Raw genomic sequence first — 25,653 nt, 5'->3', positions numbered from 1 at the left:
CGTAGAGGTGAAGATGCAAGCGATCGGCAGCCTCGTAAGCTATTGGGCGGGATAGTTTAAGAACAAGTACGGTGAGGTCTTACAGGGTTTGACCGCTATCCACTGTTATGATCTGACCGGTCATTGCTTCCTGTTCCAGAGCTGTGCAGATCATTGCAGCAATATCTTCTGGTGTTGACATACGCTGCAAAGGAAGATGGGGAGCGAGACGGTTCATTTGTTCTTCCCGTCCCGCCCACCATCTTGTGGCAACAGCTCCAGGTACGATACTGTTTACTCTTATTTCGGGAGCGAGAGCGCGTGCTAACGATTTTGTAAGCCCATGAACAGCAGCTTTGGAAACAGCGTAGGGAAGCGAGGATCCTAATCCTGTTTGTCCAGCTATGCTGCCAAGATTGACGATCGCACCGTTTCCGTTCTTCTTCATGAAGGGTGCGACGGCCCTGGCGCAGTTAAACATGCCTTTCACATTTACATCGAACAACTCGTCCCATACTTCCTCCGTTGCCGCCTCTAAATCATCCATCGGAATATGTTTGGTGATGCTGGCATTGTTTACGAGCAGATGGATCGTACCGAAGTGCTGGATAATCGTTTGGATCATAGTTCGCACTTCATTATCCTTGGATACATCCGCTTGTATGGCGACAGCCTGCCCCCTTTCACTGTTAATCAGTCGCACGGTTTCATCCGCATCTGATTGAGAGCGTGAGTAGTTCACGATAACAATAGCCCCCCGTTTAGCCAGCTCTAAACTAGTTGCTCTGCCAATCCCCGTCCCGCCTCCTGTAACAAGGACCACTTTGTTTTTTACTTCCATAATGAATCCACTCCTCTGTTATGTTCAGATGGTCTCATTTTAATTAGTTGGGTGAATTGTGTAAAATTGAACTAATTGAAGAGTGAATTCATTTTTTATGAATTGTTGGGAGGATTGACCGTGGACCTCAAAACGTTAAAAACATTCCAAATGATTGTGAAATACGGAAGCTTTATCCGTGCAGCACAAGAAATGAACTATGCGCAATCTACCGTCACGATGCAAATTCAAAAGCTTGAATCTGAATTGGGCGTTCAGTTAATAGAACGTGGGAAAGAAATCGGCCTCACGGAAGCCGGTAGGCTGTTTTACGACCAGAGCTTACAAATAGTAAAGAATATGGAGCAGCTTCAGACAAGTTTATCGGATTTGAAATTAGGTGGAGCAGGACATATACGCATAGGGGTAACGGAGCCAACTGCTAGTTACCGTTTGCCTGGCATCCTGAGGAAATTTGTGTCCACTTACCCGAATATCCGCATTTCTGTGGAAATCGCGAACACCCCGGTCCTTAGCGAGCGGATCCTCAAAGGAGAAATCGACTTTTCGCTTTCTACGGCACCTGATATGGGAACTGATTTATTTTTTGAGCCATTATTTCAGGAAGAGTTCGTGGTATTAATGCCCGAGAATCATCCGCTTGCGCAGAAAGAGATGATAGTACCGGAAGATTTTCGGGGGTATCGTCTGCTCATCACAGCAGCTAATTGTCCATATCGCAGGAAGTTGGAGATGATTATGCAGGAAAAAGGGAATGTCACGCTCGATACAATGGAGATCGGGAGTATGACGGCGTTGAAATTTTATGTAGAGAACGGGTTGGGGATCGCCCTTGTTCCTAAAATTATGGTGGAACCTGAAGCGAAGGGAACAACAGTCAGGAAGATCAGCGGAAGCCTCGTACAAATGACATTCGGGATTTTGTGCAAGGAGTCGGCATACCCGTTCCAACTGGCCAGTCAAAAGCTCTATGACTATCTAAAGCAGGAGTTGGTTTCGCACTCCGAGCTATTTAACATAAGCTCAATTAAGTTAAATGAGATGAGCCAATAAGTAAATAAAGAACAAAAACTTACTTGTCCACTAAGGAATCCCATTGAGAAACCTAGAATGACCACTAAACGATATTCGAATTTATACGGAGAGTCAGAGATTAACGATTATATCGTTCGTTTAATAAAATAGTTATTTTGTAGATCTGTATCTACTGATTGAGGTAAAGAAGAAACAAAGCATACACACAACAAGGATTACTGCTTGGTCATCGACAGTTGTAGATAGTGCATAAGTGCTGATAACCTTCCGGAGTCCAAATAGTATCCAAAAAGCAGAAAACAGAGTAATGAAAAACCAAAATTTTTTCATGTATCAACACCACCTGCTTTGGAATTATTTAGTATTTTATCATTGGATTTATTTCAATGAAACGGAATTTTTAATTGACACAACGGTAATTTAGATAACATAAATCGAGCTCAAATATAAAGAAATCAGCGCGGTAATCAATGAGATTAAATCATGATAGCGTGGTTTCATTTGGTTTAAGAAGTGCTTGCAAGCATATCTGATAACTACTAAGGGGACTAGAAAGAAGGCTATGTATAAGACTAACGTGTTAGACAATCAATCTAACATAAATTCAATAAACATACGGTTCCCCCCTTTGTATTCAATATCGGATAACACGGGATTTAACACAACATTACAAAAGAAAAGCATTAGAGTTTTAAACCAATTTGTAAAACGGTAATGAGGAAAAGACAAAAAGCACCCCAAAGGGTGCGCGCAGTTTTACGGTTATCCTATATCCACCACCAAAGGTCAACGGCAACGGTCTGGGAATAACCCCTATTCATACTTGAAACCGCAAAGCGAATGTATGTCTTTTCAGAGAACCACAAATTTTAACAAATACACACAGTGCAATAACAGTCTTATTTTAGAAGTGCGAAAGACTTATTTATGTTCAAATCACCATATAGTTGATCAAACAGCTTGCCGTCTTCTGATAGGGAATCAAACGGATTGGACTGTGGCGATGTACACACATACACCATGTCGTTGGATTCCGCAATAACTGTCCCTACAGGCGGCCCCTCTTCGCTGGAGAGGCGAGTCCAATCGTTTTTGGTAAAAACAGAGATCATCAGAAGTGTTTCAGCATCTTTTCCATCCTTCGCCGTATAATCGAATTGCACTACATGCTTGGCCGATGGCAGAATTTTGACTGCATCTACACCTGCATATTGGTTCACCTTGTAATGTCCGTTCCAGGAAGTGGGCGGATTAAAGCTGAAGTTTGCTTGAGGATTGATGTAAAGGTTGCTTTTTCCGCTTTCATGAGCAACAGGTTGCTCCGGTCGTTCTACTTTGACGTTGAACACTTCCCACTTGCCATTGTTCCATTTCCAGTTAGAGGTGACAAAAGCGACCGTATCCGCATTGGAATTACCAACTACCCGCTCAACTCCCTGTAGGATGTAAGAACCGTTTTTGTTCAGGTCGATCGGCTGCAGCTTAATGAAGGCTCCGTCCAGCAGGCCAACCTTTCCTTGCTGTAGTCCTGGAAGCGGAAGTTCAACCGTATTGCCATTTTTCAGCGTATAAATATTGCTGTTTGTATAGCCGCCGCTTCCGCAGTAACCATTATATCTGCCACATTGTCAAAGGTAAGATCATGAAGAAGTAGCTTGGGCGAATATCCGTCGTCATGCAACGGAAGTGAGGTCACTTGTTTTGTCACCGGATTTTCGATGACAAGTAGCAATTTCTGATTGTATATATCGCTTGACTTTTCCTTTTGGCCATAAAGCGTGATGATCTCTGCTTTTTTATCGCCAGTCACATCGGCTGTTTTTTGTTCCAGCTTGTACATGTTGGCAGGTAGTTTGAAGCTGTTTTTGGTGGCAGCTGGGTGGTTAACAGCGAGTGCGGTTCCGCTTAATACGACGGATGTCAGTAGGGTGCCTGCGATGATATTTTTGAAGCTCAAGTTAGTTCCCTCTCTCTTTGTTCAACTGGTGGTGTTGTTTGTAAAATCATTATAATCAAGCTAAGAAAAGAGGGGGTTACAGAGATGTTACATTTTCCTATTACAGTGGAGCTCCCGTTTTTATTACGTTAACGGGTTCGATCGTTGAATCGTTGCAGATAAAATAGCGGCAGTCGTCAGTCTACATTTTTATTTTCGCAGAACACAAGTATACTTATAGAATCCATTGGATAAACACTTCGGAAGAGAAGGTGAATTCTCTTTGTTTGATAAAGCGATAGAAGTCTTGCAAAAATACTTTGGCTATCCTGCATTTCGGGACGGCCAAAAGAAAATCATCGAGAGTCTCTTGACGGGTCACGACACGTTAGGCATCATGCCTACTGGTGGCGGAAAATCGATCTGTTATCAAGTTCCGGCGATGCTGTTTGATGGCGTGACGATCGTCGTTTCTCCGTTGATTTCTTTGATGAAGGACCAGGTAGATGTACTGGTAAGCATGGGTATTCCGGCCACGCAAATCAACAGCTCCCTCGATTCCAGCGAAGTGCGCGAACGGCTGAGAATGGCAGCGCGTGGAGAGTACAAGCTCCTGTATATCGCCCCCGAACGTCTGGAATCCGAATCGTTCCAGGCACTCATTCGTGATGTGCCGATCTCCTTTGTGGCGGTCGACGAAGCGCATTGCGTCTCCCAGTGGGGGCATGATTTTCGTCCAAGCTATCTGGAAATAGCACGCTTCCTTCGTACGCTCCCGGAGCGCCCTGTCGTCGCTGCACTGACGGCTACGGCCACACCGGAAGTAACGGAGGATATTCGTCGCCAGCTGTCTTTGGTCGATGAGCGTACCTTTATCACGGGCTTTGGCAGAGACAATCTGATCATGTCCGTACGTAAAGGGGAGAACCGGAGAGAGTTTATCACAGACTATTTGCGTGCCAACAGTCAGCAGGCAGGGATCATCTATGCCGCGACAAGAAAAGACGTCGATGCGCTCCATGCCGATCTGCACAAGCGCGGTTTTGCTGTCACGAAATACCACGCAGGGCTGTCAGAGGAAGAGCGGGCGCAAAACCAGGAGGCCTTTCTGTTTGACGACGTTCGGACGATGATCGCGACCAACGCCTTTGGGATGGGGATCGACAAATCCAACGTGCGCTATGTCATTCACTACAACATGCCGAAAAATCTAGAGGCGTATTATCAGGAGGCAGGGCGTGCTGGTCGTGATGGTGAGCCGAGTGAGTGTATCCTGTTGTTCCAGCCGCAGGACATCCAGACCCAGACTTTTTTCATTGAGCAAAATCAGCTGACCGATGAGCGCAAAGAGCATGAATACAAAAAGCTGTACGCCATGATCGACTACTGTCGGACGCCGCGATGCCTGCAGCAATATATCGTCCAATACTTCGGAGAGGTCGATGCAGCATCCTGCGGTCAATGCGCGAACTGCACGGATGACACTAAGCTTGCGGATATCACGCTAGAGGCACAGAAGATCTTTTCCTGTGTAAAGCGGATGAGGGAACGCTTTGGTGCGGCTCTCGTGGCGCAGGTGTTGAAAGCCTCCAAAAACAAGAAGGTCACCCAGCTCGGTTTTGACCAGCTGCCGACATACGGCTTGATGAAAGAATACAAGGAAAAAGAGATTGTGGACCTGATCCAGATCTTGATCGCTGAAGGCTATCTACAGGTAACAGAAAGCCAATACCCGATCGTCAAGCTGGGTGAGAAAGCACTCCCCGTATTAAAAGGGGAGGAGCGAGTCTTGCAGAAGATCGTGATTCGTCCCGTTAAGCAAGAGGAAGACGACGACTTGTTTGAGCGTTTGCGTCAGGTGCGCAAAGAAATCTCACAGCGCGAAGGCGTGCCGCCATACGTCATTTTCCATGACAGCACACTCAAGGAAATGAGCAGTCTTTGCCCTACCGAAAAGTCAGCGATGCTGAAAGTAAAAGGGGTAGGAGAATCCAAATTTGATAAGTACGGACATCTCTTTTTGGATTGTTTGCAGACGTACGCTGCCGCAAAACCGTGACCTCAAAAAGTCCCGGTTTTTTTTCTGGTTTTCAGAAAATAGGGAATAAATGGTTCGTCTCTAGGTCATTTGACTGATATAGTTAAAATGGTACATATAAAAAAAGAAACAGAGGGGACGACATGACCAAAAGGGGAACCAAAGTAGGAAAGACATTGCTAGGGCTGGCAATGTCCACATTGTTAATGGGCAGTGCGATGGTGGGTGCTTCTGTACCTGTACAGGCAGCAACAACTGCAGCTCCAGCGGCCGAAACCAAAATTACGCTGTTGGGTACGTCTGACATCCACGGCAGATTTATGCCTTGGGATTATGCGCTGGATGGCCCGAATCCAAACGGCAGTCTAACACAGCTTTTCACCATGATCAAAGAGATTCGCAAAGAAAATCCGCATACCGTATTGCTGGACGCGGGTGATTCCATCCAAGACAACTCCGCAGAGCTGTTCAATGATCAGCCAGAGTCTCCGATGATGGTGGCCATGAATGAAATGGGCTATGACGCTTGGGCGTTCGGAAACCACGAATTCAATTTTGGCCTCGATGTTTTGGACAAGATCAGCGGTCAGTACAAAGGGCCGGTGCTTGCGGGCAACATCTACAAGGAAAACGGCGAGCGCTTCCTGCCTGCTTACACGATTGTCGAGCGTGACGGAATCAAAATCGGTGTCATTGGTATGGATACCCCGATGATCTCTGACTTTGAAAAGGGAACCGATCACCTGGACGGACTCATCGTCAAAAATCCGGTAGAAGAAACCAAGAAAGCAGTAAAAGAGCTAGAAGGCAAAGTAGACGTCATGATCGGCCTCATGCACATGGGGATCGAAAATGAAAACGGCATTCCAGGAACAGGTGTAGCAGACATCGCCAATGCGGTACCTGAATTGACCGCTATTTTTGCCGGTCACATGCACAAGCTGGTGAAAAAAGAAGAGATCAACGGCGTGCTCATCACCGAGCCGGACAAATACGGTACACATCTTTCCCGTATCGACCTGACCTTTGAAAAGAAAGATGGCAAAGTCGTGCTGAAAAGCAAAGAAGCGACTGCCGTTCCTGTAAAAGGTGCGGACGGAATACCGGCTGTATCGGATCCTGCACTCGAAGCCAAGCTGCAGCCATTCCACGAATTCGCGCGTGCGGATGCGAATATTGTTGTAGCTGAGCTCAAAGGCATGAACATGGTGGAGAAAAATGAAATCGAGGGAATCCCAACGGTCCAAATCCAGGAGACTCCCTTGTCTGACTTCTTCCACGAAGTGATGCTCTACTACAGCAAGGCCGACGTTGTTGCGCACCAGATCGACAATGACAAAGCCAAGCTGGATGTAGGCCCAATCAAGAAAAAAGATATCGCCTACAACTACCAATACGCGGGTGGCGAAATCACGGTATACAAAGTAACAGGGAAAGACCTGAAGGACTATATGGAATGGGCAGTAGGTTACTTCAATTCGACCCGTCCGGGCGATGTGACTGTCAGCTTTGACAGCAAACGTCGCGCTTCCAAGTACAGCACCAACGATTTCTTTGGAAATGTGAAGTACGAGGTTGACCTGACCAAGCCGTATGGCAGCCGGATCACCAACCTGCGCAAAATGGATGAAACTCCGATCAAGGCTGAAGATGTTCTGAAGCTGGGTATGAACGCATATCGCATGGAAGCTCTTCAAGCAAAAGGTGGAGCTCTGGAAGGACGGAAATTTGAGCAACTCTGGTCTTCCAAGGCTGAGAGTGCTTTTGGAGAAACACAAGGTACCATCCGCAACCGCGCTATCGCGTATTTGAAAGAAGTGAAAAAGGGCGTGTACGAACCGACCATCCAACACAACTGGAAGATCACAGGTGTCGAAACGACAGCATCTGTGCGTGCGGATGTAGTGGCTCTGATCAACGCTGGCATCCTGAGCGTGCCAAAAACAGAAGACGGCAAGTACACCAACATCGCGTCTATCAACATCAAAGATGCGGTCACCAAAGAAGAAATCGCTGAGCTTTCTTCGAAGGCAAAGATAGATGCTAGTAAATTTGCTAACGTGAAGACCAAAGGCGAGTTCTATCACCTGTTGAATCAAGCCGTAAAGGTAGCTGCACCGGCAACATCAGCACCTGCTGTAGCACCGAAAAAATAATGGAAATCAAAAAACCGCGCCCAATATGGACGCGGTTTTCTTGTGCTGGTAATAAGAGTCTTAGAATCAGCCGAGAATCTTTTTACGTTGATTTGCGAGGTACAGCAGGAACAAAAGCAGCAGCTGTCCCTGACCTACGATGGCGCCTGAGATGGAGATGCCCATATAGACGATAAGGTAGTAAATCCCCGATCCAACGACCATCAGGATGTTTTCCACGAGGTTTTGAATCGCGATGGTCTTGCCGGATCCGACCAGTTTTTTCCCTTCCTCCTGGAGGATGGTGTTCATCGGGATAATAAAGGCTCCGCCCATGAAGCCGACGAGCAGCAGGAAGCAGATAGCGATCACGGTGATATGGATCCAAGGGAACAAGACGATAATGGCGAACATTCCAAAGCCATAGGTCAGGGAGCGAGTGAACTGTTGCAGTGGAATCAGCTTGGGGGCCAGGAATGCTCCGACTATAATCCCGATAGACGTCGTAGCGAGAATCAGCGAGACGGAAAAGCTCTGCGGATTAATCCCGAGCGCGACCGGTATCCAGGCAATTAGGGCGACCCGCAACACGGCTGAGCTCATCCAGAAAGACCCTGTTCCGACGAGGGAAAAACGCGTATCGGGACGCTTCATCAGCAGCTGGAAGTCTATAAGAAAGCGACGAGCTTCTGTCCCATAGCGAATATTTGCGTTTCCCTCCATGCGTGGGATAAAAAAGGTCATGGCCAGCGACAAAAGATAGAGCAGCAGGCAAATTCCTGATGAAAGGAGAGGCGCGGTCATGGACGCGACTGCGCCGCCTCCCCCTATCCCTAGCAAAATGGCGATGATCGTGTACCCTTCGATTCGGGCATTCGCACGAAAGAGTTCATCCTCGTTCTTTGTCAGCTCGGGCAGAATCCCGTATTTGGCAGGTGAGTAGACGACGGCACCTACCCCCACCGTGAAGTAACTCAGCATTAGCAACAAAATACTGGAGTGATCAATCACGAACAATAGCAGGACACCGATGGCTTTGATCAAGTTGCCGATGACGAGAACGAATGACTTGGGATGCTTGTCGGCGAAAGGCCCAACGAGTGGTGCAAGAAAAATGTACGGAAGAAAAAAGGAAATGGATACGAGTGCGAGCATGGCGGGAGAAAAACCGTTCTCCCGCAGCAGATTGGCAATCACAAACAAGATCATGTTATCGGCAAAGGCAGACAGGAACTGAGTAAAATACAGGGCTTGCAAAGGTTGTAAACGCGTTTTCACATTCAATCCCTCTCGCTTTCTGCCAGCTGTTTCAGACTGACGTAATCTGTTTTCCCACTGCCCAGCAACGGAAGAGCCTTGATCTGTTTTACAGCACCGGGGATGAGCAATGGCGAGTAATGTTTTTCCGTTAGATAAGCGCGCAGTTGGTTCAGTTGCACGGATTCATCTGTGGTGTAGAGCAGGACGCGTTCGCCTTTGCGCTGGTCGTTGATGGTGATAGCCGCAAAGCCGGAGTGTCCAAAGCAATCCATGGCGAGCTCTTCAATAAGATTGAGTGATACCATTTCGCCCCCGATTTTGGCAAAGCGTTTCAGGCGGGACTTGATAGTCAAAAAGCCTTCTCGGTCAGCTTCGACCAGGTCGCCCGTCTGGTACCATTCTTCAGCAGGCACGAAGCCTTTTCCGTGGATCATGTAACCCTTCATCACGTTGGTACCCTTGACCAGCAGCTGACCACCCTTTTCGATACCTTCTACCGGCTCCAGGCAATACGACATGCCTGGCATCAGTCGCCCGACGGTTCCCGGTTTGTTTGCCAACGGTGTGTTCAGCGACAGGATGGGAGCAGTCTCCGTAGCACCATAGCCTTCAAAGATACGTACACCAAACTTCTCCATCCACAGCTTGCGGACATCGTCCTTCAGCTTTTCGGCTCCTGCAAAAACATAACGCAAGGAGTAGAAATTGTATGGGTGAGCCATTCTTCCATACCCAGCCATGAAGGTCGAGGTACCAAACAGGATCGTAGCATTCTGGTCGTACACCAGCTCGGAAATCGCTTTGTAGTGCAAAGGGCTGGGATACAGAAAGACCGGGATCCCTTTCACGACGGGCAAGAGAGTGCCAGCCGTCAGTCCAAAGCTGTGAAACATCGGCAGGGCATTGAAGAATTTGTCGCGGGAGGTGATATCGATGACACTCGTCACCTGCTGGATATTGGCGAACAGGTTGGTATGTGTCAGCACGACGCCCTTTGGCTTGCTTTCACTGCCAGAAGTAAAGAGAATGAGCTCGTTTTCGATTGCCTGTGCCTTTTGCTTCGTCACGAAGCGGAACAGGGCAGAGAGTTTGTCAAAAATCGTAGCAGATGCTTTCAAGTCCTCCAGATAAACGATGGACATCTTGTCTTCCAGTCCGGCGATCACGTGCTCGAGCTTGCCTTTCTCAATAAATACCCGCGAAGTCAGGATCGTATCGATGTGAGCCGTCTCACAGCATTCGAGGAGTGAGCGGGCACCCAGTGAAAAGTTCAAGATCGCAGGTGTCTTTCCGATGCGAAACAAAGACAGGAGTGTGATCAAATGTCCGACTGAATTCGGGAGGAACACGCCGACGACTGGTTTGCCAAATAACTGAGCTTTTAGCTTGTCACCTAATAAGTAGCTGCCGATCAGCAGTGTGCGATAGTTGATTGCTGTCCCCATGTCTTTGGCGATTTCCGTCTTGGCGCCATTGAGGCGTGCTGCCACTAGGACTTCATCGAACAGGTTCACGTTTTGCTTCATGCGACTTTGGAACAGCTCATTTTGCAGGGTCCGCTGAATTTGATCGCTCGCAGACGCCTTTTGCTCTCGCATGGACAGCGTTTCGTCGCGCTCCATGGTAAAAGGTGTACCAACTGTGATGGTGACATCAGGAAACCACAAGAGACGCAGCTTTCCTTTCAAGTACGAGAATACGGAGCGTTCCAGACCATTGATAGCAACGGGATACACGGTGGCACCGGTCCGCAGAGCGAGATAGCCGACACCGCTGTAGACTTTCATGATGCCGCCGGTGGTAGTGATCCGACCCTCAGGGAAAATCACAAGTGTCTCGCCGTTGCGGATGACCCGTAGCATGTGGCGAATCGAGTAAGGATTGAGCGGATCGACGGTAATGTGCTTGCGGAAACGCATGATGAACGCGAATTTCTTGGCGATGTCCGTGTTGACGACAAAGGTAGCACCTTTTGGCAGGCAAAACGAAAGGAGCACAGCGTCCATGAGAGATACGTGATTCGGTATGATAATCGATGGCTGGGAAAGATCGATTTTGTGCATGCCTTGGACGCGAGGGCGAAACCAAAGCATCAGAATAGCTTTCAGGAAGGCATGAATGAGAATCATGTAGACCACACCTTTACAAAGAATAATTGCGTATCAGATAGCTTTCATTGTAAAGAGTGGGGGGTGTAAAAAAAGTACCAACTTTCATTGGTACCTGGTCATATGGCCTAGTCGAACAAACCCCCGGAAGGAGTGAAGACAGCGCCAACGCAGGTTAGAAAAGCTTTTTCTGACTTGCTTTGGCGGCTGCTTCTTTGCTCGATTTGACGCCCATTTTTTTGAGAATGCGGTTGATGTGGTTTTTGATCGTGCGTTTGGTGATGTGCAAGGACTGCTCGATCTGTGTCTGGGTCTGCCCCTGATGGATGAGGTGCAAGATTTCCTTTTCTGCGGGGGAGAGCAGCTTTTGGTTCTCGTCGTTTTTCAAACGCAAGAACTCGTTACGCAAGGCGGCAGCTGCGGTAGGGTGTATAGCAGATTGCCGCAAATGAGCTGCTCGGATCGCGTCCGGAATCTCCTTGAAGCTCGATTTGCTGATGTAATTGACTGCCCCTGCCGAAAAGGACTCCACGATCACGTCCTCAGCCGTCAGGGAAGTGAGCATGATGATTTTACAGTCTGGTTGAAGCTGGATAAGCGCAAGGGCGGTCTCGATGCCGTCCAGATTATTTTCCGTCAGGTTGATATCCATCAGCACGACGTCAATTTGGGCAGGGGAATACTTCTCAATCGCTTCTTCTTTTGTCCCAGCTTCGCCTGTGACTGTAATTTCCGGCTCCTTGTTCAAGTAATCGACCAACCCTTTACGCCAAACAGGATCATCTTCCACGAGAAAGACTTTAATCAGTTCCATGTTTACGTCCTCCCTTCTACACGTTTTTTGGGGAACAGGAGAAACACAGTCGTACCCTTTGCAGGTTCACTGGTGATTTCCAGCATGCCCTGATGCTTTTGCATGACGTTGTAGCAATATGATAATCCCAGACCAAAGTTTTGGCTGGTCTTTTTGGTAGAGAAAAAGGGATCGAAGACATGCGGCAGATTTTCCTTGGAAATGCCAGTCCCTGTATCCTCAACGGCGATGACCAGGTGCTTCTTGGACAGGAACAGCTGCAAGCGCAGCGTTCCGCCCGTTTTCATCGCCTCGAAAGCATTCATGCATAGATTGGTGAGGATCTCGCGCAGCTGCACAGGGTCGCAGTTCAACTGAAGTGACTCGTCTAGCTCGGTCAGCACGTCGACCTGTTGCTTGGTTGCGTACGGCGCGAGTGTTTGGACGACTTGTGTGATCACCTGGCTCGGCTTGATTGTTTCCTCCTGCAAGACGATATCGCGCAGCTGTCCCTGAATCCGGTTCATCATATCCAGGATATGCTGGGAGGATTGAATGAGGACGGCCGCATCCTCTCTCAAGCCTGGCTGATCGGTACCTTCTGCGTACGAGTCGATCCGGTCGGCGTAGAGCGAAATTTTCCCTACTTCGTTTTTGATCGTATGATTGATGATCTGTGCGCCAGAGGTCAGGGCGCGCAACGTACTGTCCAGCCGCCGTTTTTCCACGCGGAGCCGGACGCCGAGAAAGCCGTATTTCAGACTGATAGCAACAATCAGAACGAATTGGATGATGACCACCAGTGTGTTGTTTCGCCACGCCTCATAATCGTTTTGAATTCGCATGACATAGATAAAGATAAAGACGAAAAAGAGCGGCACGATGATCAACACATTCGTGAAAAAGCTGTTTTTCTTGACCAACGGGTCTTTCTCACGGAGATACTGCAGGATCAGTAATGTACAAGCTATCAAAAAATAAGGAATGACCCAGAACACCATTATCCAGTAGTTGAAAGTCAGCATCGGATAGATCGGTGTGATGACCAGCATGATGATCGGCGGAATTAAGGTAGCGTACTTCGTAATCCTTTTTACTTTCATAGAAATGGACTCATAGGAATACAGGGCAAACATCAAAAACGTATAGGGTAATCCAGCTTGGGTCAGAAAGGAAGCACTTCTACTCAACATCACCAATGCTCCGCTCCAGCCCGAATGAAGCGCCCATACATCTGCCCAATGGGGGAGAATCGTTTCATCAATGACTGCCGAGAAAAAACCACCTGATCCGACAAAAGCAGTGGCACTCGCCCAGCGAATGGAAGTGCGCCATGGATCTGTAAATAGCACGAGCAGACCTAGTGCCCATAAGGTAAACAAGATGAAAACCATCATCGTAGGTTGTTCTCCTGTCGTTTAGATAGGTCTATTATACCGTACGGGTAGGGTTGGAGCCTCAAAGGTTTTTCGCTGGAATCGCATATGTCGAATCATCATATTGTCTGGTAAGGGAGGTTTTCTCCCTTTCGTGTTGAAATGAAATCGAAATGAGGCGATCTTGCCATCTAAACAACGGCAGGTGATAACATGAAGCGATTGGACTTTATTTATCAGAAGATTTCGGAATTTGATCCTGATAAAAAAATCAGTGCCAGTGAGCTGGCGGATGAGCTAGGACTCAGTCGTGCCAATGTAAGCAGTGATCTGAACCGTTTGTGGAAGGAAGGCAGGATTGAAAAGGCAGAAGGCAGACCTACGCTGTTTTATGCGAAGCGAACAAATGACACGTTGTACCGTGCCGAGACGTCGCTGGACAGGCTGGCAAAGGCAAATAAAAGCTTGATTACGCCGATTGAGCAGGCAAAAGCAGCGGTCCTGTATCCGCCAAGGGGAATGCACTGCCTCATTTTAGGGGAAACAGGAGTAGGAAAATCAGGATTTGCAGGCTTGATCCACGAGTTTGCCATCGACATCGGACGATTGGAAAAAGAAGCGCCATTTGTCGTATTCAACTGTGCCGATTACGCCAACAATCCACAGCTGTTGTACAGTCAACTTTTCGGAGTGAAAAAGGGAGCGTACACGGGGGCTGATAATGACCGTAGGGGGCTCGTGGAAAAAGCGGACGGAGGCATTCTCTTTCTCGACGAGGTCCATCGTCTACCCGCAGAGGGACAGGAAATCTTTTTCACGTTCATGGACAAGGGAATTTTTCGCAGGGTAGGAGAGACAGAGGTAGAGCGAACGGCGCAGGTGCAAATCATTTCAGCGACGACGGAAAATCCGGAATCCAGCTTGCTCAAAACGTTTATCCGCCGCATCCCCATGGTTATCAAGCTGCCTTCTCTCGTTGAGCGCGGGATGGAAGAGCGTTATGGGCTCTTGATGAACCTTTTTCGCGAAGAAGCGTTTCGCCTGGGCCGAGAAATTCAAATCTCTGCGACTGCTATCCACGCCTTTTTGTCGTATCACTGCCCAAACAATATTGGTCAACTGAAAACGGATATTCAGCTGACTTGTGCCAGTGCCTATGCGGACTTTATCTCATTGAAGAAAAAGCAACTGAAGGTGGCGGTACAGGATTTGCCGCATCATGTAAAGCAAGGTCTGCTCTTGGCAAAGGAACGGAAGGCTGCGCTGGACGAATTGGTCGGGACCGATCACAAGTGCTTTGTCGTACAGCCTACACAGGACAGCATTTCGGTGGAGCGGGAGCCAGAGGATGCAGCAGACAGTGTCTATGAAAAAATCGAGCAAAAAATTCATGAGCTTCGCAATCAGGGAGTAAGTGAGGAAGAGCTGGAGTTTGATATCGAGAATTATTTTACGCGTTTTATTAAAGGTGTCCATCAGCGTATCAACAAGGAAGACATGTCTCGCATCATCGACCCGATCATCATCCATCTGGTAGAGGATATCGTACGTTACGCTGAGGCAAGATTGGGGAAGATTTTGAGCCAGAAGGTCATTTTCGGGCTCGCCCTGCACATCCAGACCTCCAAGGAACGCCTCGCCCAAGGCAAGCAAATCACCAATCCCCATATCAACAGTGTCCGGATCAAGTACAAAAAAGAGTTTGCTGTGGCGTTGGAGTGTGTCCGCATGATCGAGGAAGCCATCCTGATGGACTTGCCAATCGATGAGGCAGGCTACCTCACCATGTTCTTTGTGCTCGACGACGAGGGCTTGCAGCAAGAGAGGGAAACGATTGGCGTCTTGGTCATCACGCACGGGAGTGGAGGCGCAACAGCCATGGTCGATGTCACGAATCGGCTCCTGGTCACGGAGTACGCCAAGGCGATCGATCTACCCTTGGAAGAAGAATATATGAAAGTCTTGGATCAAGCGATCAAGCTCGCCCGTGACATGGGTCCGGCTGGTTTACTGTTGTTGGTAGATATGGGCTCGCTTTTAGGGTTTGGGGAAATCATCGAAAAGGAAGTCGGCATTCCGGTCAAAGTCATTTCCATGGTGAGCACCCCTCATGTCATCGAGGCTACTCGCAAGGCAATGCTGGGACACTCCCTGGAAGACGTATATCGGGATGTGAGCACCCTCGCGTTGTTACAGAGGGAAGAGCAGCCGAAAGAGCCAGCACGCGAGTATGCACCCGCTCTGGCCATTGTAGCGGCATGCTTGTCTGGAGAAGGCAGCGCCTTGTTTTTGAAAAAGATGCTGGAGACTCGACTGCGCTATGACAATCAGCTGCTAGAGATTGTTCCGCTGCAATTGATCGACAAGACACAGGCACGCATTCAATTGAAGCAGATCAAGGATGAGCAGAAGGTACTCTGCATCGTGAGCAACTACATCCTAGATAAAGACCTGCGCTGCTACGGGATGGACGATGTCTTGAACGGAGAGGCACTGCAAGATATTCAGCAAATGATCGACCACGAAGAAGCATTTGTCAAAATGGTAGAGACACTGAAAGAGCATTTGACGATGGTAGAAGGGCAGCGAGTGCTGGAGGATGTGCGAACAAGCCTAGCACGGATAGAAGAGCGCCTGCACAACGTTCTTGTCTTTGATACGAGGATTGGAGCCTATTTGCACATATGCTGCCTGATTGATCGACTGAAAGCGGGCCTTCCGACTGTTGCCTACTCCGGCAAGGAAAGCTTTCTTGCAGACAACAAAAAGCTGCACAGCGTCATTCGCCATGAACTGCAACCGATCGTAGATCAATACGAGATCAGCATAAGCGAAGACGATGTGTGTTTTATCATGAACTTCTTTCTGCACAATAAAACACTAGTGTGATTAGTGTTTTATTTTTTGTTTTTAGGGAGAAAAAAGCAAAACACTAAATCGCTTACATCGAAACACACGATATAGTCACCGATCAGGTGAAAGAAGAAAATCGTCCATTTACGCAGATCTGTATGTAAGCGCATACAAATAATGGTGTTTTGGCACGCGGCTTGCTATGTAGTAACAGCATATCGAAGGCGAAGGGAGGGAGTAGAATTGAATATTTTGCTGTGTTGCAATGCAGGGATGTCTACCAGTCTGTTGGTGCAAAAGATGGAGCAAGCAGCCAAGGAAAAAGGATTGGATTCCAAAATCTGGGCTGTATCTGCGGACGAAGTCAAAAGACACATCGATCAAGCCGACGTACTCCTTTTGGGACCTCAAGTGCGCTACAAGCTAAAGGAAATGAAAAAGGAGGGGGAGGCAAGAGGAATTCCTGTAGATGTCATCAGCACGACGGACTACGGTACGCTGAACGGAAAAAATGTGCTGGAGTTTGCGCTTCGTCTAAAAAAATAGAGGAGGGTGCGTATGGCGGGATTTATTTCTTTTCTTGAGAACCGCGTCATGCCAGTGGCTGGTCGTATTGCGGAACAAAAGCACTTGCAGGCGATTCGTGACGGAATTATTTTAACGATGCCTTTGTTGATTATCGGTTCTCTTTTTCTCATCATCGGCTTCATTCCGATTCCAGGCTACAGCGATTTTATGAGCGGAATATTCGGTGACAAATGGCTCACCAAGCTGCTGTATCCGGTGAATGCCACCTTTGACATCATGGCATTGATCGTCAGCTTTGGCGTCGCCTATCGGTTGGCGGAAAAGTATAAGGTCGACCCGTTGTCTGCCGGGGCGATCTCGGTAGCTTCCTTCTTGCTGGCCACCCCCTACACGACGATGTTCACGCCTGAGGGAGCGAGTACCGCAGTAGAAGTGGGCGGCGTCATTCCGGTGACGCTGATGGGTAGCAAAGGCTTGTTCGTCGCTATGATCCTCGCCCTGCTGTCCACTGAAATTTACCGCAAGATCATCCAAAAGAAAATCGTCATTACGATGCCGGACGGTGTGCCACCCGCTGTAGCCCGTTCGTTTGTGGCGTTGATTCCCGCCTCTGTCGTGCTGCTGGTCGTATGGCTGCTGCGCATCCTCATTGAAAATACATCGTTTCATAGCATCCACAACATTGTCTCCGATCTCTTGGTCGGGCCACTGAACGCACTGGGAAGTAGCATGTTCGGCGCAATCATCGCAGTGCTGATGGTGCAGCTGCTTTGGTCGCTGGGCTTGCACGGAGCGGCCATCGTCGGTGGAGTCATGGACCCCATTTGGCTCTCGCTCATGGACCAAAACCGTGCCGTCTTTCAGGCCGATCCCACTGGTGAATTGCCAAATGTCATCACCAAACAATTTTTTGATCTCTGGATTTACGCAGGTGGCTCAGGCGCAACCCTCGCATTGGTCGTTCTCATGATACTTCGTGCCCGCAGTGAGCAGATGAAAAACATCGGCAGGCTGTCGATCGGGCCAGGGCTGTTTAACATCAATGAACCTGTGACGTTCGGGATGCCGATCGTCATGAACCCGCTGCTGATCATTCCGTTCATTTTGGCACCGATTGTGCTCGTCATCGTCAGTTATCTGGCCATGGAACTGGGATGGGTAGCAAGGCCAAGCGGTGTCGCAGTCCCATGGACGACGCCGCCGATCATCAGTGGCTATTTAGCGACAGGCGGAAAAATATCTGGCAGTGTGCTCCAGTTGGTCAACTTTGTCATATCACTTTTGATCTACTACCCATTCTTTAGACTGTGGGACAAACAAAAGCTGGCTGAGGAACAAGCCGAATCGAACTCGAGCAATGCCTCCGTTCCTCTGTAAATCAGTCAGGAGAAAGGATCTGCCATGAAACTGATTGTGAATGCGGACGATTTTGGCTATTCAAAAGGTGTCAATTTGGGGATTGTAGAAGCGCATGTCGAGGGAATCGTTACTTCCGCTACGATGATGATGAACATGCCAGGGGTGGAGCATGCTTTTCGTTTGGCAGCGAGCACCCCAACATTGGGAGTGGGCGTACATCTGGTTCTCACATGCGGCTCACCGCTGGAGTCGAACGTTCCGTCGCTTACGGATGAGAACGGGTCGTTTCGACGAGGCCAAGCGCATCTTGCAGAGGCCTCTGCGGAGGAAGTGGAGCGAGAGTTTACAGCGCAGCTCGAGCGGTTTTTTCGCACGGGACGCAAGCCTACGCACATTGACAGTCATCATCACGTACATGCGCGAGAAACGATTTTGCCAATCGTATTGCGTCTGGCTGATCGCTTCGGGCTCCCTGTCCGTTATCCGTGGGCTTTTGAACAAACGGAACGCTCGCTTACCCCTCAGGTCAATACCACCGAAGGCTTTTCGCACCATTTTTACGGAGAGGATCTGACAGTCGATGGCTTGATTGGAATCATAGATGGCCTCTCCGGACATGCGACTGCCGAAATGATGACCCATCCGGCTTACATTGATGAGGAACTGCTCAGAGGCAGCTCCTATGCCATCCCCCGCACCAAAGAACTTCAGATCCTGACCGCACCAGAGGTAAAGAAGTACATCAAGCTCAAGAAGGTACAACTCGTAACCTTTAACGAAATCGGATAGGTGGAGATGGAAGTGGACCATACAGAAGTAATCTTTCAGCTGATACTGCACGGAGGTAACGCAAGGAGTCTGGCGATGGAGGCAATCGCCCTGGCGAAGAACAAAGACATGACTGGGGCACAAAACGCGTTGGAACAAGCAGGGGAAGAGCTGAGTAAAGCCCACCAAAACCAGACCGCCTTTATTCAGAAAGAAGTGTCCGGTGAAAAGACGGAAATCAGCATGTTGTTGATTCATGCTCAGGACCATTTGATGAATGCCATGACGATCAAGGATTTGGCCAGCGAGTTTGTCGAGCTGTATGGCCATATTCACGAGAGCAAGGGGGCGGAAGTATGAGTGGAATCAAAATCGTGACGATCGGTGGAGGCTCCAGCTATACACCTGAATTGGTGGAAGGCTTTATCAAGAGGTACTATGAACTGCCTGTGCGGGAATTATGGCTGGTGGACATTCCGGCAGGACAAAAGAAGCTGGAAATCGTGGGGGCCCTGGCCAAACGAATGGTGGAAAAAGCCGGAGTACCTATCGAGATTCATCTGACGCTGGATCGCAGAAAAGCGTTGGAGGGGGCTGATTTCGTCACGACGCAAATTCGCGTAGGCTTGTTGGATGCGCGGATCAAGGACGAAAAAATCCCGTTGAAGTACGGAGTCATCGGGCAAGAAACGAATGGACCGGGTGGTTTATTCAAAGGTCTGCGCACGATCCCTGTCATCATGGACATCTGCCGTGATATGGAGGAGCTATGCCCAGATGCGTGGCTAATTAACTTTACAAATCCTGCGGGAATGGTGACGGAAGCGGTTCTGCGGCATACCAACCGGAAAAAGGTCATCGGTCTGTGCAACGTACCGATCGGCATGAAGATGGGCGTGGCTTCTGTTATGGGAGTCGACGAGTCACGGGTACACATCGATTTTGCTGGGCTGAATCACATGGTCTTTGGTCTGGGTGTCTACGTGGACGGTGAAAATGTGACATCGCAGCTGATCGACAAGCTATCGGGAGAACAGTCCGGCATCACGATGAATAACATCTTGGATTTAGGCTGGGATAAAGATTTTATCAAAGCATTGGGAATCTTACCTTGCCCGTATCACCGCTATTACTACCAGACCCGTACGATGCTCGAACACGAGCTGGAAGAGGCACAAAAGACCGGAACACGAGCCGAGGTCGTGAAAAAAGTAGAGGAAGAATTGTTTGAGCTGTACAAAGATCCTGATCTGTCTATCAAGCCACCACAGCTGGAAAAAAGGGGTGGAGCTTATTACAGCGAGGCAGCCTGCAACCTGATCTACTCGATTTACAACGACAAGCGCGATATTCAGCCGGTCAATGTGCGCAACAACGGAGCGATTGCGAGCATTCCGGATGATTCCGCTGTCGAAGTAAACTGCGTGATTACTCGAGAGGGACCGATTCCTCTCGCGGTCGGAGATTTGCCTGTACCAGTGCGAGGATTGGTGCAGCAAATCAAGTCGTTTGAGAGAGTGGCAGCAGAGGCAGCAGTGACAGGAGACTATCTTCAGGCACTGTTGGCTATGACCATCAACCCGTTGGTCTCCACCGATGCGATCGCCAAAAAAATCCTGGACGAAATGCTGGAGGCTCATAAAGATTATCTGCCCCAGTTTTTCAAGCCCGTCTCATGAGTAGAGGCGTCTTCATCGAAAGGGCAGTAGCATGAGCTACAAGCTGCTCGCGCTAGACGTCGATGGAACGCTGCTGAAGTCGAACCACACCCTCTCCAAGCTGACCCAACAAGTGATCGCAGGGCTGGTCGAGCGCGGAATCCATGTGACTCTCGCTACAGGTAGAGCCTATCCTTCTGCCAAATCGCTGGCACAGCTTTTTCACATGCAGGTCCCGTTGATTACGCATGATGGAGCATTTGTAGCCGATCCACGTACGGACCGGGTGCTGTACGCTAAACGCATCCCGCATGAAGTCGCTGCTCAGATAACCGAGGTACTGGTCGCGCATCAGTTGGATATCATGCTATTGCATGAGTCGTACGCGGTAACCAATCGCAGCTGGAAGTGGAAGGACATTTTTCCTCTACTCAATGCCTGGACGATCCGCCAGCTATGGAGAGAGCAGTATCCGATGAAAATACAGGCGTCGCGTTCCCTCGCAGAATACGTGCGGGTGAACAAGGTGGCTCCGCCAAAATTTTATGTGACTGGCGAGCCTGAACGGCTCACAGCAGCCCAAAGCGCTCTGTTGAAATCACCGCTAAAGGGATTTCGAGTCACCGCGTCAGGGACGAACAACCTGGAGATCTTGCCGGAGGGTGTGTCCAAGGCTAGTGGATTGGAGATCGTCAGCGCGGAATTGAAGATCGCGACAGAACAGATTGTAGCTGTCGGCGATAATTTCAACGATGCGGAGATGATCCGCTTTGCCGGGATGGGCGTCGCGATGGGGAATGCTCCAGACGATATCAAACAGTTGGCTCAGTTTGTTACCGATACGAATGATCAGGATGGTGTCGTGAGCGTCGCTCGCAAGTTTTTTGATGCATAAGTGAGAAGGGAGGGAGTCAATGATTCGGATCAACGTGGAAGTAACGGTCAATGGCGGCCTCCATGCACGCCCCGCATCGGTTTTAGTCCATTTGCTCAACCAACATCAATCGTCCGTGAAAATGATTTATAACGGAAAAGAGGCGAACGGCAAGAGCATCCTCAGCGTCATGGCACTCGGGGTGAAAACTGGGGATGAAATTACGTTTGAGGTGGACGGATCAGATGAGCAGGAGGCTGCTTCCTGTATTCAAAAGTTATTTGAACGTGACTTTTCTGTATAACTGAAATGGAACAGCTAGGAGCCATAAAGAAAGAAAGCCAATCACCGTAGAGAGGTGATTGGCTTTTCGTTGTTACGTGAAGGACTAGCGGCGAAAGGTGACAATGACTTTGAAATAATCACCGTCAATATCGATCTGCAGCTTGCCACCTTGTAGCTCGACGATGCTTTTTGCGATCGCGAGACCGAGACCAGAGCCTTCGGTATTGCGCGATTGATCCCCACGCTTGAAGCGTTCGAAAAGTTCATCGGCAGCAAAATCAATTTCGTAAGCAGAGACGTTTTTGATTGTCAGGATGACTTCATCGAGCTGTTCGTACAAGTCAATATGGACTCTCGTATGTGGCATAGAGTACTTCAAGGCATTCCCAATCAGATTCTCGAAAACACGCCATGTTTTTTTGCCGTCGAGGGGCGCATATATTTTTTGTTGCTCGATATTCACGCGGAAGGTCAGCGGAGATTCCTCGATCTTGTCGCTAAACTCGGCGATCGCTTGATTGAGCAACGCAGAGACGTTGACTTGTTCGATGTTCAATTCTACTGATCCACTCGCCGTTTTAGCTGCTTCGAACAGGTCGTCGATCAAGACCTTCAGACGATTGGTTTTCCGTTCGAGCACATCCACGTAGCTTTTGATGTCTTCCTGGGTCAGGTCTTCTCGTTTGAGTAGATCGACGTAGTTGATAATAGACGTGAGCGGCGTCTTTAAATCATGGGACACATTCGTAATTAGCTCTGATTTGAGCCGTTCGCTTTTCATTTGGCTTTCCACCGAACGCTGCAGTCCCTGCTTGATGTTGTTGAGGGAGTGAGCGAGATCTCCAAGTTTGCCACGCGGCTTTTCCACGATCGTCGTATGGAGATCTCCCGCAGCCATCTGAGAAGCTCCGAGCAGGACTCTGTTTATCAGGCCAATGCGTCGGAAAATGTAAGGGAGCACACATAGCGCGTAGAACATGCAGTACAAAAACGTGAGGATTATGAATTCCCCAGAGCCTCTTACCAGTGCGATAAAGCCCAGAGCCACGCTCATCCCCAGTCCGACTGTCAGGATGAAGATAAGAGCTACCTTGAAAAAGACACTGCGATTGGAGTAGCTCTCTTTTAACAGGGAGCGTTGTCGGGATAACAAGCTCTTTTGCCACTGCTGGCGGAACACTTCCGAATCGTTGTACATGTTCCAGCCTTCGACTGCATACAGCAGGAAAAAGGCAGTCAAGGGGAGCATGACAATCAAGGTGAAGATCTGTTCAAAGCCGATCGGGAAAGCGAAAAAACTCATGTTAAAGGCTGTGATCAGGTAAACCATGATAGCCGGGAACAACAGTAAGATTCGGATGTCCAACGGTATACGTCGCAGAATAGCCAAGTTCTTTTGGACAACAGGGAGCTGCACTGCCTGGTGTTTGACCGTGTACCACACAAGGAAGGCGCTAATCAGAAGAGTGGCAGCCAAGAGCGCACTTTCCAGCATGAGACGTTCCCGAACGGAGTTATAGTATGTGGCATCTGCGTGTATTTGACTGTAGCCATCAGGGTTTATTGGGACGTAAATGACGCCCTTCCATTGATTGAGCTGAAACGAGCGATTCATACCTGAAAATAGGTTTGATTTCGCATGAGAATTTTGCGGGAACTGAAAGGAAAAGATAGCGACATTCTTCAGTTCTGCTGTAGTCGGCTCTTGCTCGAGATTGGTGTAGATCTTGTTTCTTTTTCCATCCTGTACGTAGTATTTAAAAGAGCTGTTACGGAAGTTCAGGCTGTTTTTTCGTTCCTCGTATTCCTGGTCCTTCATGGCGACCATCTCATCGAGGCTTTTTTGCCAGTCTGTCTGAATTCGTTTGTTTTCCTCTGCGAGCTGACTTTCCTGTTCTGTCGTGAGCCTAGCCACTTCTTCAGCCTTGCCAGCTCGCTGTGCTTCCTGAATGAGAGGGGCATATTGCTCAGCGATCTCTCGCTTTTTTTCGGTCAACGATTGGTCGCGGTTCTCATTGATCTGATCTAATGATTGCTTGTCGATCTTTTCTAGCGATCTTTTGTCTTCATAGTCGGCAAAGCCTACATGAACGGACTCGATCAGATCGACTTCCGTATTCAGCTCATTGTAAAACGAGTAACTGTCAAAGTAGTAGTCCTCTTGCAGGTTCGCGCGATTCTCGTAAATGTCTACGACCGTTAGAAAAGAAAGGCACGTGGTCAATACCAGGGCGAGGACGGCGAGCAGTGAGTAACGGCTATTTTTCGATTTTGTATCCAATTCCCCATACCACCTTTAAATATTTCGGATCCTTCGGGTTGATTTCTATTTTTTCTCGAATGCGTCGGACGTGCACGGCGACAGTGTTCTCGGCATTGAGATAGGGCTCCCTCCAGACGCGTTCGTAGATTTCCTCGATGGAAAAGACCCGGCCCTTGTTTTCCATCAACAGCTCGAGGATCTTGTACTCTGTTGCTGTCAGACGGACGTCATTGCCATCCACGGTGACCGTCTTCGTGCTTTTGTTCAAGGTCAGTCCGCGTACTTGGACCTCATCATCTGTGGCTCTGTAGTTGCCCAGGTTGGTGTAGCGGCGGAGCTGTGATTTTACGCGTGCTACCAGTTCCAACGGGTGAAAAGGCTTGGTGACGTAATCGTCGGCCCCGACATTCAGACCCAGAATCTTGTCGGTATCCTCTGATTTGGCGGACAGCATGATGATGGGGATGTTGCGTTCCTGACGGATTTTAAAGGTTGCCGTTATTCCGTCCATCCGTGGCATCATGATGTCGAGGATGATGAGATGAATATCCTTTTCCGATAGGATATCCAGAGCCTCCAGACCATCCCCCGCCTTGTAAACGGTGATCATCTCATTCTTGAGATAGATTTCAATTGCGTCCCTGATTTCCCGCTCATCATCGACGACAAGGACATTGTAATTCGTCATCATAAGTCCCACCTTGTGATTTCGTTCATAGTTCTATCTTACCGGTCAGATTTAACAAAATAGCATAGAAAACTCTTACATTTTTCTTAACGAGTAAGATTTTATAAGCTCGGTTTGCTTATAGATTCTGGAGCGCAGGTGTTGGCCATTGTACAGAGGGGCAGCCATAATCAAAACGTCCGTAAGGTTTCTTCTTCCTGGCGAATGAGGTAAGATGTGTGAAAGAATAACAGGAAACGGTGATTCATTTGCTAGAATGGACAGGGGAACGTATTATTCCCAAACTGATGAAGCCAACGAACGGCATGCTGCTAGAACATATTGCCCGCTATTACTTCGCTACCCCGTATATTCAGGGCAGGGTGCTGGACATCGCCTGCGGTACAGGCTATGGTTGCCATATGGTAGCCAAGGACAGAAAACGCGAACTGATCGAGCTGGTCGGGGTGGACATAGATGACGAGACGCTGGCTTATGCGAATCGGGAGTACCACCATCAAAAGATCACGTATCAGAGAGGCAATGCCATTGATCCCCAGCTTCCTGAACAATTGGGGCAGTTTGATACCATTTTGAGCTTTGAAACGATCGAGCACGTGGAAGATGATCTGTTGTTTATGGACAATCTGTATCGGATGCTCAAGCCTGGCGGAGTCCTGGTCCTGTCCAGTCCATTTGGCCGAGGAAGAGGACAGCAGACGAGTGAGCCGTTTCATGTCCATCAGCTGACACCAGAAGAATTCGAAGAACTGTTTGTCCGCTTTTCAAATGTAGAGATTTACTACCAGCGAGGCGTGACTTTTGAAAAGCCTCGAGACGGTGTACGTTATTTTATCGGAATGGCTGTTTGCACCAAATAATGCAAACGACCGTAGA

Annotated in this window: 21 protein-coding genes; 12 read left to right on the top strand and 9 right to left on the bottom strand. The window is 48.7% G+C overall.

Going from position 1 to position 25,653, the window contains the following annotated elements; translation table 11 throughout:
* Positions 1 to 79: 79 nt before the first annotated feature.
* Positions 80 to 820 (bottom strand): SDR family NAD(P)-dependent oxidoreductase, encoded by a 741-nt coding sequence (locus tag AN963_RS17795; protein ID WP_055745865.1) that lies wholly within the window; start codon positions 818 to 820, stop codon positions 80 to 82.
* Positions 821 to 940: 120 nt separating this feature from the next.
* Here AN963_RS17795 and AN963_RS17790 point away from each other — a divergent pair, with 120 nt between their 5' ends.
* The gene (locus tag AN963_RS17790) at positions 941 to 1,873 is read left to right on the top strand and encodes a LysR family transcriptional regulator (RefSeq protein ID WP_055745864.1); all 933 of its coding nucleotides are present in this window, start codon (positions 941 to 943) and stop codon (positions 1,871 to 1,873) included.
* Between the two features lie 881 nt (positions 1,874 to 2,754).
* Here the strand turns inward: AN963_RS17790 and AN963_RS17785 are convergent.
* Both AN963_RS17785 and AN963_RS17780 read right to left on the bottom strand, forming a co-directional pair.
* Positions 2,755 to 3,204 carry a hypothetical protein gene (locus AN963_RS17785; protein ID WP_236708009.1) on the bottom strand — a complete coding sequence of 150 codons (450 nt, stop codon included), beginning with the start codon at positions 3,202 to 3,204 and terminating at the stop codon, positions 2,755 to 2,757.
* A gap of 212 nt (positions 3,205 to 3,416) precedes the next feature.
* Positions 3,417 to 3,812: a hypothetical protein gene (locus AN963_RS17780; protein WP_055745863.1), complete on the bottom strand. Its 396-nt coding sequence runs from the start codon at positions 3,810 to 3,812 to the stop codon at positions 3,417 to 3,419.
* 262 nt (positions 3,813 to 4,074) lie between these two features.
* Here AN963_RS17780 and recQ point away from each other — a divergent pair, with 262 nt between their 5' ends.
* Together recQ and AN963_RS17770 are read left to right on the top strand one after the other, a co-directional pair.
* Positions 4,075 to 5,850 (top strand): DNA helicase RecQ, encoded by a 1,776-nt coding sequence (gene recQ / locus AN963_RS17775; protein WP_055745862.1) that lies wholly within the window; start codon positions 4,075 to 4,077, stop codon positions 5,848 to 5,850.
* A 197-nt stretch (positions 5,851 to 6,047) separates the two neighbouring features.
* Positions 6,048 to 7,985 carry a bifunctional metallophosphatase/5'-nucleotidase gene (locus tag AN963_RS17770; RefSeq protein ID WP_236708039.1) on the top strand — a complete coding sequence of 646 codons (1,938 nt, stop codon included), beginning with the start codon at positions 6,048 to 6,050 and terminating at the stop codon, positions 7,983 to 7,985.
* Between the two features lie 66 nt (positions 7,986 to 8,051).
* Here AN963_RS17770 and lplT read toward each other — a convergent pair whose 3' ends face one another.
* The 4 genes from lplT to AN963_RS17750 form a co-directional block, all read right to left on the bottom strand.
* Positions 8,052 to 9,242 carry a lysophospholipid transporter LplT gene (gene lplT / locus AN963_RS17765; protein ID WP_055745861.1) on the bottom strand — a complete coding sequence of 397 codons (1,191 nt, stop codon included), beginning with the start codon at positions 9,240 to 9,242 and terminating at the stop codon, positions 8,052 to 8,054.
* A gap of 2 nt (positions 9,243 to 9,244) precedes the next feature.
* The gene (locus AN963_RS17760; protein ID WP_055745860.1) at positions 9,245 to 11,353 is read right to left on the bottom strand and encodes an AMP-binding protein; all 2,109 of its coding nucleotides are present in this window, start codon (positions 11,351 to 11,353) and stop codon (positions 9,245 to 9,247) included.
* A gap of 154 nt (positions 11,354 to 11,507) precedes the next feature.
* Complete coding sequence (locus AN963_RS17755) at positions 11,508 to 12,146, bottom strand: response regulator (RefSeq protein WP_055745859.1); 639 nt, start codon at positions 12,144 to 12,146, stop codon at positions 11,508 to 11,510.
* 2 nt (positions 12,147 to 12,148) lie between these two features.
* Entirely contained in the window at positions 12,149 to 13,522 is a 1,374-nt protein-coding gene (locus tag AN963_RS17750; protein ID WP_055745858.1) for a sensor histidine kinase, read from the bottom strand.
* Between the two features lie 192 nt (positions 13,523 to 13,714).
* On the opposite strand from AN963_RS17750, the gene AN963_RS17745 reads away from it, so the two are divergent.
* From AN963_RS17745 to AN963_RS17710, 8 genes are all read left to right on the top strand, one after another.
* Positions 13,715 to 16,390: a sigma-54-dependent transcriptional regulator gene (locus tag AN963_RS17745; RefSeq protein WP_055745857.1), complete on the top strand. Its 2,676-nt coding sequence runs from the start codon at positions 13,715 to 13,717 to the stop codon at positions 16,388 to 16,390.
* A gap of 207 nt (positions 16,391 to 16,597) precedes the next feature.
* A complete protein-coding gene (locus tag AN963_RS17740; RefSeq protein WP_055745856.1) occupies positions 16,598 to 16,900 on the top strand; it encodes a PTS sugar transporter subunit IIB in 303 nt (100 codons plus the stop codon).
* 12 nt (positions 16,901 to 16,912) lie between these two features.
* Positions 16,913 to 18,259, top strand: coding sequence for a PTS cellobiose transporter subunit IIC (celB, locus tag AN963_RS17735; protein WP_055745855.1), 1,347 nt, complete (start codon positions 16,913 to 16,915; stop codon positions 18,257 to 18,259).
* Between the two features lie 24 nt (positions 18,260 to 18,283).
* Entirely contained in the window at positions 18,284 to 19,030 is a 747-nt protein-coding gene (gene chbG, locus AN963_RS17730) for a chitin disaccharide deacetylase (RefSeq protein WP_055745854.1), read from the top strand.
* A 6-nt stretch (positions 19,031 to 19,036) separates the two neighbouring features.
* On the top strand, positions 19,037 to 19,369 hold the full coding sequence (locus AN963_RS17725; RefSeq protein WP_055746354.1) for a PTS lactose/cellobiose transporter subunit IIA: 333 nt from the start codon (positions 19,037 to 19,039) through the stop codon (positions 19,367 to 19,369).
* Complete coding sequence (locus tag AN963_RS17720) at positions 19,366 to 20,688, top strand: 6-phospho-beta-glucosidase (protein ID WP_055745853.1); 1,323 nt, start codon at positions 19,366 to 19,368, stop codon at positions 20,686 to 20,688. Before AN963_RS17725 ends, AN963_RS17720 begins: the two co-directional genes overlap by 4 nt.
* Positions 20,689 to 20,719: 31 nt before the next feature.
* Positions 20,720 to 21,562, top strand: a complete 843-nt coding sequence (locus AN963_RS17715) for a Cof-type HAD-IIB family hydrolase (RefSeq protein WP_055745852.1) — start codon at positions 20,720 to 20,722, stop codon at positions 21,560 to 21,562.
* A gap of 19 nt (positions 21,563 to 21,581) precedes the next feature.
* A complete protein-coding gene (locus AN963_RS17710) occupies positions 21,582 to 21,845 on the top strand; it encodes an HPr family phosphocarrier protein (RefSeq protein ID WP_055745851.1) in 264 nt (87 codons plus the stop codon).
* Between the two features lie 84 nt (positions 21,846 to 21,929).
* On the opposite strand, the gene AN963_RS17705 is transcribed toward AN963_RS17710, so the two are convergent.
* Both AN963_RS17705 and AN963_RS17700 read right to left on the bottom strand, forming a co-directional pair.
* The gene (locus AN963_RS17705) at positions 21,930 to 24,107 is read right to left on the bottom strand and encodes a sensor histidine kinase (RefSeq protein ID WP_055745850.1); all 2,178 of its coding nucleotides are present in this window, start codon (positions 24,105 to 24,107) and stop codon (positions 21,930 to 21,932) included.
* Positions 24,085 to 24,777, bottom strand: coding sequence for a response regulator transcription factor (locus AN963_RS17700; protein ID WP_055745849.1), 693 nt, complete (start codon positions 24,775 to 24,777; stop codon positions 24,085 to 24,087). The genes AN963_RS17705 and AN963_RS17700 overlap by 23 nt, the downstream gene beginning before the upstream one ends.
* A gap of 287 nt (positions 24,778 to 25,064) precedes the next feature.
* On the opposite strand from AN963_RS17700, the gene AN963_RS17695 reads away from it, so the two are divergent.
* Complete coding sequence (locus AN963_RS17695; protein WP_083497003.1) at positions 25,065 to 25,637, top strand: class I SAM-dependent methyltransferase; 573 nt, start codon at positions 25,065 to 25,067, stop codon at positions 25,635 to 25,637.
* The last annotated feature ends 16 nt before the right edge of the window (positions 25,638 to 25,653 follow it).

It is taken from the genome of Brevibacillus choshinensis (genome assembly GCF_001420695.1).
In the GTDB taxonomy this organism is placed as follows: Bacteria; Bacillota; Bacilli; order Brevibacillales; family Brevibacillaceae; genus Brevibacillus; species Brevibacillus choshinensis.
The sequence above is the reverse complement of the archived record's forward strand: the minus strand, read 5'-3'. Positions and strand labels throughout refer to the sequence as shown.